The 7,263-nt window shown below is 58.8% G+C and carries 8 protein-coding genes; 2 read left to right on the forward strand and 6 right to left on the reverse strand.

The window, feature by feature from the left end:
• Nucleotides 1-68: 68 nt before the first annotated feature.
• The 6 genes from ACH2EH_RS26665 to ACH2EH_RS26690 all read right to left on the reverse strand — a co-directional run bounded on the left by ACH2EH_RS26665 (nt 69) and on the right by ACH2EH_RS26690 (nt 4,323).
• The gene (locus tag ACH2EH_RS26665; RefSeq protein ID WP_395146477.1) at nt 69-977 is read right to left on the reverse strand and encodes a dihydroorotate dehydrogenase; all 909 of its coding nucleotides are present in this window, start codon (nt 975-977) and stop codon (nt 69-71) included.
• Nucleotides 968-1,768 (reverse strand): dihydroorotate dehydrogenase electron transfer subunit, encoded by an 801-nt coding sequence (locus ACH2EH_RS26670; RefSeq protein WP_395146479.1) that lies wholly within the window; start codon nt 1,766-1,768, stop codon nt 968-970. The genes ACH2EH_RS26665 and ACH2EH_RS26670 overlap by 10 nt, the downstream gene beginning before the upstream one ends.
• Nucleotides 1,769-1,831: 63 nt before the next feature.
• On the reverse strand, nt 1,832-2,482 hold the full coding sequence (locus tag ACH2EH_RS26675) for a PEP-CTERM sorting domain-containing protein (protein WP_395146481.1): 651 nt from the start codon (nt 2,480-2,482) through the stop codon (nt 1,832-1,834).
• A 153-nt stretch (nt 2,483-2,635) separates the two neighbouring features.
• Nucleotides 2,636-2,989, reverse strand: a complete 354-nt coding sequence (locus ACH2EH_RS26680; RefSeq protein WP_395146483.1) for a hypothetical protein — start codon at nt 2,987-2,989, stop codon at nt 2,636-2,638.
• On the reverse strand, nt 2,986-3,402 hold the full coding sequence (locus ACH2EH_RS26685; protein ID WP_395146485.1) for a RusA family crossover junction endodeoxyribonuclease: 417 nt from the start codon (nt 3,400-3,402) through the stop codon (nt 2,986-2,988). The genes ACH2EH_RS26680 and ACH2EH_RS26685 overlap by 4 nt, the downstream gene beginning before the upstream one ends.
• Nucleotides 3,403-3,669: 267 nt before the next feature.
• Nucleotides 3,670-4,323, reverse strand: coding sequence for a PEP-CTERM sorting domain-containing protein (locus ACH2EH_RS26690; protein WP_395146487.1), 654 nt, complete (start codon nt 4,321-4,323; stop codon nt 3,670-3,672).
• A gap of 215 nt (nt 4,324-4,538) precedes the next feature.
• Here ACH2EH_RS26690 and ACH2EH_RS26695 point away from each other — a divergent pair, with 215 nt between their 5' ends.
• Nucleotides 4,539-6,803 (forward strand): ABC transporter ATP-binding protein, encoded by a 2,265-nt coding sequence (locus ACH2EH_RS26695; protein ID WP_395146489.1) that lies wholly within the window; start codon nt 4,539-4,541, stop codon nt 6,801-6,803.
• Nucleotides 6,804-6,821: 18 nt separating this feature from the next.
• The coding region (locus ACH2EH_RS26700) for a DUF4058 family protein (RefSeq protein ID WP_395146491.1) at nt 6,822-7,263 on the forward strand (442 nt) is incomplete at its 3' end.

A 7,263-nucleotide genomic window follows, 5' to 3' on the forward strand; every position in this document is an offset into this window, starting at 1 on the left:
ATGACGGCGTGCACTTCGTCGGGCGCATTGTCGCCAATGGGTAAAGTTCGGTAAGGCATAGATTTAGCTTATTGTACAGCCCCGATGATCTGATGGACATCATCGAAGCCGTTCTTCTCTAAATAATCGGCGATCCCGCCTGCGATCTCGATAGCGGCGAGTGGGTTGACAAAGTTCACGGTTCCGGCGGCCACGGCGGTTGCGCCCGCTAGCAGAAACTCGACGGCATCCGTTGCATTCATGATGCCGCCCATTCCGATAATCGGAATTTCTACGGTCTGAGCAACCCTGTAAACGGCAAGCAAGGCAATGGGTTTGATCGCAGGCCCCGAGAGGCCGCCCGTTTTATTCGCGAGCTTAAACGTGCGCTTGCGGGCATCTATCGCAGTTCCGATCACGGTATTAATCAGCGAGATCGCATCGGCCCCCGCATCCTCGGCGGCCTTGGCGATAGGTCGAATATCGGTGACATTGGGCGAGAGCTTGGCAATGATCGGCAGATCAGTGACGGCGCGTACGGCGGCGATAACTTCCGCCGTGAGGTGCGGCTGGGTCGCGTAGTCCAGGCCGTGTGAGACATTGGGACATGAGATATTCAGCTCAATGGCGTCCGCTCCTCCCCCCTCCGTCAAGCGCCGCGCAACATAGGCAAAGTCCTCGGGGTTCTCGCCGGGCACGTTGACAATGATCGGGACATCGAACTGCCTCAGAAACGGGAGCTTCTCCCGTAGGTAGTTCTCAATGCCGCCGTTTTGCAGGCCAATCGCATTGAGCACGCCCGATGCCGTCTCGCACATACGCGCAGGTGGGTTGCCACGGCGCGGCTCCCGGGTCGTGGCTTTGACACAGACCGCCCCCAGCAGGCTCAGATCCACTAAGTCTTTGGTCTCGGAGCCGAAGCCAAAGGTGCCGGAGCCTGTGGTCACCGGCGTGCGCATCGTCATTGAGCCGATTTTCACCTCAAGATTCACTGCCATGTGACCTCCGCTGCGGGGTAGACCGGACCATCGGTGCAGGTGCGCGAGAAGCTGCCATCGGCTTTCTGAAGGACGCAGCCCACGCAGATTCCGATTCCACAGGGCATCGGCGTCTCCATCGAGACCTGGCAGGGTTTGCAATGGGCGATACACAGCTCGGCGACGGCACGCATCATCGGGGTCGAGCCACAGGTATAAACGGCGATGTTGCCCCCCACCAGTGACAGCAAGCCGTCCGTCACACGGCCCTTCACGCCCAGGCTGCCGTCATCGGTGCAGGCGATAATCTCTACCCCTGCTTCCCGTAGCCCCTCCTCGCCGACGAGCAGATTCGCACTACGTGCACCGTAGATCAGGGTAACTCTTGCGCTCGGATTGGCGGCCTTGAGGGTCTTGGCGAGAAAGTTCAGGGGTGGAACCCCGTAGCCGCCGCCCACCATCACGTGATGGACACTGGGGGCGTGCGGGTCGGCATCGAAGACGCGGCCTCCGAGGGGGCCGAGAAAGTCCAGCGTGTCACCGGGCTCGTAGTGGGCCATGGTGCGGGTGGTGGGGCCGTAGACCGAGAACAAGATGGTGCACAGGCCCGCCTCGGGGTCCACCGTGAAGATCGAGAAGGGCTTGCGCAGGATCGAGCTTCCGGGGTTGGCAGGCGTCGTGGCCCCTACCGCGATAAAGTGCCCCGGTCGGGCATCGCGCGCCGTCTCCGGGTCGTCGAAGGTTAAAACAAAGTGTCCCGGAGCGGCAAGGGCCTGCACGGAGACAATGGTAGCAGCACGTTTACGAATCACGTCGCGCCATTGTACCCGACAGGCCCCCTAAACCCGACAGACCTCACAAAAGAGAGCAAGCGCCTACTTGCGCCGCCGTGCCACAATCCCACCGACGATGCCCAGCGCAAGCAAGGCAAGCGTGCCCGGCTCCGGGCCAACAAATCCCCCCGTATAAAAAAGCGTCCCGTTCCAGACACGCGGTGTGAAGACCCCCCCCCCTACAAAGGTTCCGTTTGTTGCGGAGCCTGCGCTCAGCGAGAGATCCACATTGGAATAAAACTCATTCGATCCCGTGCCATTGGTGTACTGGGACGTGTAGCCAATATTACGAACCGCCATCCCTGTGACACCAGATCCGAGGGCAAAGTCCGTCACATTCATTAAGCTCGGCGTGTTGACAGCCGCAGCCGTTCCTGATCCAGAAGATACCAACGTCCAGCCACTCGCATTTCCCTCAAACCCTACAGAAGTTCCAGAGCGCGTGTAGATTTCTACGTTGATCGGTGTCCCCACCGTTGTAATCGTATTAATGGCAATATCGGTGACCGTGAGGCCCAGAATGGGAAACACATTCAGATCAAAGAAGACCAACCCACCCGAAGTAGCACCATTATTGCCAGCAAACAATGTCGTCAGAGATTGTGCCCGCGCCCTGGGGGAGAGCGCGATCCCGACCAGAAGGGACAGAATCGAAAGACTAAAGCCGCGACGCGAGAAACAAGTACGAGCCATCTAATTTCCTCCACCTTATCTATCCATCTATTCAGGATGGGCTTTGACGCCTTCAGGTGATCTTCCTTGAAACGCCCACCGCAGACAGTACACTCCCTATTATATACCAGGTTCGCCTTTTTTAAACCTAATCCATCGCCCTCGCGTACGGGCTTAGCGAGCAAGTGTGGCGGGCTCACGTTCGGGATTTGGAGCGCTGGCAAAAACGGAGACAGGGAGAACAACGAGGTCCAGCAGCCAACCGGGGCGATTTTCCAGAGCATGGGCGAGCGCGATATTGTTGTCTGATATGTCGGTGCGGCGGCGGATCAGAATCGCAACGTACTCTTCCCCACGTCGGGCAAGCATGTCCATATGAAACTCGGCGAGATCTGCGGGCACATCCTCAGGGGCGGGTTCTGGAAGCACGGTGAAACCTTGCTGGCGGTACTGGTCGCGGAGCCAGTCCCGCGCCGCCCAGACCGTCCGAACATGGCTGGGAAGCTCTTCAGGCAATCCTTCAATCATAGTAGTTCCTCATGGCTTGGTGCATCCTCCACACGGACATAGACAAATTCGGTCTCGCTTCGGATCGTCTGCATCAGCAAAGCGGAGTATCTGCCGGAGCGAAAACGAAACTGCACCTCGATGCTCGTGCGCCGAATCGCGGTATCTGTCACCTGACGGTCATCTTCGTACACCAATCCATTGAGCGCGTCTTGGATGGGTTTAAGAAGATTATCATTATCGAGATAGGCGGGGAGCCGCCCAAAAAAGTAGACAACGACCAGCAAGCAGGGTTCGGTGGAGGGCGCTTGCTCCTGGGGCCATGCAGCCACTGCCGCCGTGCGCACCGTTTCCTGCCACTGCCGTAGAAGCACCTTGTTGTTTGATTGGTGGGAGACGGGCTTCCCGACCACCACAAACTCAAAGGGCAACATTGCGCATCAGTATACCGCTCAGAGTTACCCGTCGCCCTCTCGGGTTCCACCCGCCATCTCGTACTGGCTGCTGTCTTTGCCAAACGCAACACCAACACTGGCAAGCATTCGAGAAACATCGGGTGCCGCCGGTTGGAAACCGGCGTCTGCAGTGGCGTTCCGCCGCAAAGCCCGTGCCGGGCTGGGGAAATTTGTAGCCCGGCACGGGCTTCGTGGCCGCAGGCCATTGATGACGCCCAATTCCATTGGGCGAACCAAAGAGGGCGATTACTTGCGGCGACGAACCACAACCCCACCGACGATGCCCAGCGCAAGCAAAGCCAGCGTACCAGGCTCGGGAGCGGCGGCGGCACCACCCGTGTAGAAAATCGTCCCGTTCCAGGTTCGAGGGGAGAACACGGTTCCCGCCACTAAGAAGGTATTTGATGCGGAACCCGCTGTGAGGGAGAGATCAGCGTTGGAGAAGACGTTGGCACCATTGGTATAACGAGCCCGATAGTTTACATTACGAATCGCAACCCCTGTCACACCACTGGCCAGGAAAAAATCGCTCACATTCACGGAGGTTGGGCTACCTTGCGCGGCGGTTGTCCCGGAACCGCTGGAGACTAACGTCCAGCCCGCCGCCGCTGTTTGGAAACCCGTTGCGGTTCCGGAGCGCGTCCAGACCTCCAAATTACTCGTTACAGGAGCTTCAAAGGTGTTAACATTCGTGTCCAAGCTCGTCACCGTGATGCCACCAGCAGCCGTCACATTCAGATCAAAGAACACCCCTCCGCCAACAATGTTGAAATTATCTGACGTAAAGAACGTTGTCAGCGACTGTGCCTGCGCGGTGTGTGGAAGTCCGGCGAGGCCGAGAAGCGTGAGTGCGGCGAGGGTGCCGCGTGTCAGCGAGAAACGAGAACGGTGTAAAACCATGAGTCTGTACCTTTCATAGATCGAGGGGAACGCGTGGGTTCCCAGAGACGAGACCGATGCCCACAAACCCGTGCTCGCTGGGATTGCCTGGCATTATACACATAAGACCTGCTAAAGAGACGAGCCTGCTGTTTTGCAAACTTAAATCTCACAAATTAACCAAATTCACGATAAAAGCCTATCAAAAAACCGTTTGCTGCGGTAAACTATTGCCTATGGCAATGCTCGAAGAGCTGCCCGCCTCGGTTGAGGCGGCGCTCAAGGCCCAGCGGAACGGCCACGGTTCAGATCCCCTCACCCTCGCGGTCAAGGCGGACATCAACACAGACGGCGTGATTGGCGAGCGGTGGGTGACCATGGACGCGGAGCTGATCCGAGTCTACTCTCCCAACGGCGCAAGTGGCTCAGCGGCGCACCTCGACCTCTCCGTTCTCGTCAGCGAGATCACCGGCGCAAAGACCGAGTCTCTTGTCGGCGGCGGGGCGCTGACGGTCTCGCGTGGCTCCGATGTCATCGAGCTGGCACGCTACACCACCCCACTGGGCGGGCGCATGGCGGGCGTGGCGCGTGTGATGGAAGCCATCGCCAAGGGCCGCGATTTGCCCGATGCCGACCTTGAGGAGGTAGAAAAACTCTGCCCCAAGTGTAGCCGCGCCCTGCCCAAAGATAGCGATGTCTGCCGCCACTGTTTTGACAAGCGTGCGACGTTCACGCGCCTGCTCAGCTACGCCAAGGGCTACAAGCTCCAAGCTGCTGTGGTCACCACTCTGATGATCGCGGGCACGGCGCTCCAGCTGCTGCCCGGCTGGATTGTCAAGCGCCTCACCGACGATGTGTTGGTGCCTAAAGCGGCCGTCGCCGCCGCGGACCGGCTGCACGGGCTGATCTACTGGGTGCTCGTGATGATCGGCGCAACCGTACTCGGGCTTGTGATGGGCATCTTCCGCTCGCGCCTCACCGCCTATCTCTCGCTGACCATGACCCGGCAGATCCGCACCGAGACCTACGCGACACTCCAGAAGCTCGGGCTCTCGTACTACGACAAGCGGCAGTCGGGAGCGCTCCTCAACCGCGTCACCTCCGATGTCAACGAACTCAACAACTTCCTCGTAGACGGCCTCCAGATGCTCGTGGTCAATGGGCTGATGCTGGTCGGCACCCTCGTGATTGTCTTCACCCAGAACTGGCGGCTCGCGCTTCTGGTGATGATCCCGATCCCGCTGGTGGTGCTCGGCACGACCCGTATCTGGAAGTTTCTGTGGGGACGACTAGAGAAGCTCTGGAACCTGCGCTCGTCCATGACGGCCAGTATCGCGGTCGCGCTCAACGGCACGCGCGTCGTGAAGGCTTTTGCGCAAGAGGACCGGGAGATGGCGCGCTTCAACCAGAAAGTGGGCGCGCTCTACCACGCGAACCTGGACCTAGAGAACTGGTGGGCCACCCTGCTGCCCATTCTGGGTTTCCTCATGACCAGCGGCGGGTTTATTGTCTGGTATGTCGGCGGGCAGCAAGTGATCGCGGAAGAGATCACGTTCGGCACGCTGAACATGTTCTTCTACTACCTCGGGCAGCTCTACGGCCCGCTTCAGGGCATGACGCGCATAGCGGACTGGCTGGGCCGCGTGCTCACCAGCGCCGAGCGTGTCTTCGAGGTAATGGACACCCAGGCCGATGTCGCCGACAGCGCCGACTCGGTAGCGCTGCCCAACATGAAGGGCGAGCTGCTCTTCGAGAATGTCAGCTTCGGCTACGATAAAGCGCGGCGGGTCTTAGAGAACGTGGACCTGCATGTCATGCCCGGCGAGATGATCGGCCTCGTGGGGCACTCGGGCGCGGGCAAGTCCACCATCATCAACCTCATCTCACGCTTCTACGACCCCAGCGAGGGCCGCATCTTAATTGATGGCGTCGAGATGAAGAAAGTCAAGCTCCAAGATCTCAGAAGCCAGATGGGAATCGTGCTCCAGGAGCCGTTTCTCTTTCCCGGCACCATCGCGGAGAACATCGCCTATGGCAAGGCGGATGCCACGCGAGAGCAGATCATGCGCGCCGCAAAAGCCGCCAACGCCCACGACTTCATCCTGCGCTTCCCCGACGGCTACGACTCCCTCGTGGGCGAGCGCGGTGCACGGCTCTCCGGCGGCGAGCGCCAGCGAATTTCTATCGCACGCGCCATTCTGCACGACCCGAAAGTGCTGATCCTCGACGAAGCCACGGCGTCCGTGGACACCGAGACCGAGAAGCAGATTCAGGAAGCCATCCAGCGACTCATCGCGGGCCGCACGACGTTCGCTATCGCCCACCGCCTCTCTACGCTCCGCAACGCCGATAGATTAGTGGTAATTGAGAAAGGCCGCGTCGCTGAGATGGGCACACACGCCGAGCTGATGGAGAAAGACAACGGCATCTTCCGCAAGCTCGTCGAGATGCAGCTCGAAGTCAACAAGCTCAAGTCAGAGAACATGATTTTAGAGGAATAGGCACGGTAAAATAACGACATGCCTGGCCCGTTTCCTGGAATGGATCCCTATCTTGAGCTGCCCGAAAACTGGCGCGGTGTTCATAGCCTGCTCATCGGTATTTTAGTGGAGCAACTCAACGAGCACCTCCCTCTTCCTTTCGCAGCCGTTGCGGAAGAGCGCTGCTATGTCTTTCAAGAAGAGCGCGAGATTATTCCTGATCTGGGAGTCGTTCGCCCGTTCGATACTCCCACAAAAATCACGAGTGCCAGTACAGCTCTTTTAGAACGCCCTCTGGTTACCCCTGCCGAAGTCATGCAGTTAGAGCCTGTTGAAATTAAACAACGCTTTATCAATGTTATCTCCGTTCGGGACCGAGAGCTCATCACCACCATTGAACTTCTCAGTCCGGTCAATAAATCTCGTGAAGGGCGGCGTAAGTATCAGCGAAAACAATCCGAGATTCTCAAGAGTGATGTTC

The organism is Armatimonas sp. (assembly GCF_043760365.1).
Taxonomy (GTDB): domain Bacteria; phylum Armatimonadota; class Armatimonadia; order Armatimonadales; family Armatimonadaceae; genus Armatimonas.

Bases quoted from the DNA above. Each gene is read 5' to 3' on its own strand.
- ACH2EH_RS26665 (WP_395146477.1), bottom strand. From the start codon at position 977: ATGGCAGTGAATCTTGAGGTGAAAATCGGCTCAATGACGATGCGCACG.
- ACH2EH_RS26675 (WP_395146481.1), bottom strand. From the start codon at position 2,482: ATGGCTCGTACTTGTTTCTCGCGTCGCGGCTTTAGTCTTTCGATTCTG.
- ACH2EH_RS26680 (WP_395146483.1), bottom strand. From the start codon at position 2,989: ATGATTGAAGGATTGCCTGAAGAGCTTCCCAGCCATGTTCGGACGGTC.
- ACH2EH_RS26685 (WP_395146485.1), bottom strand. From the start codon at position 3,402: ATGTTGCCCTTTGAGTTTGTGGTGGTCGGGAAGCCCGTCTCCCACCAA.
- ACH2EH_RS26690 (WP_395146487.1), bottom strand. From the start codon at position 4,323: ATGGTTTTACACCGTTCTCGTTTCTCGCTGACACGCGGCACCCTCGCC.
- ACH2EH_RS26695 (WP_395146489.1), top strand. From the start codon at position 4,539: ATGGCAATGCTCGAAGAGCTGCCCGCCTCGGTTGAGGCGGCGCTCAAG.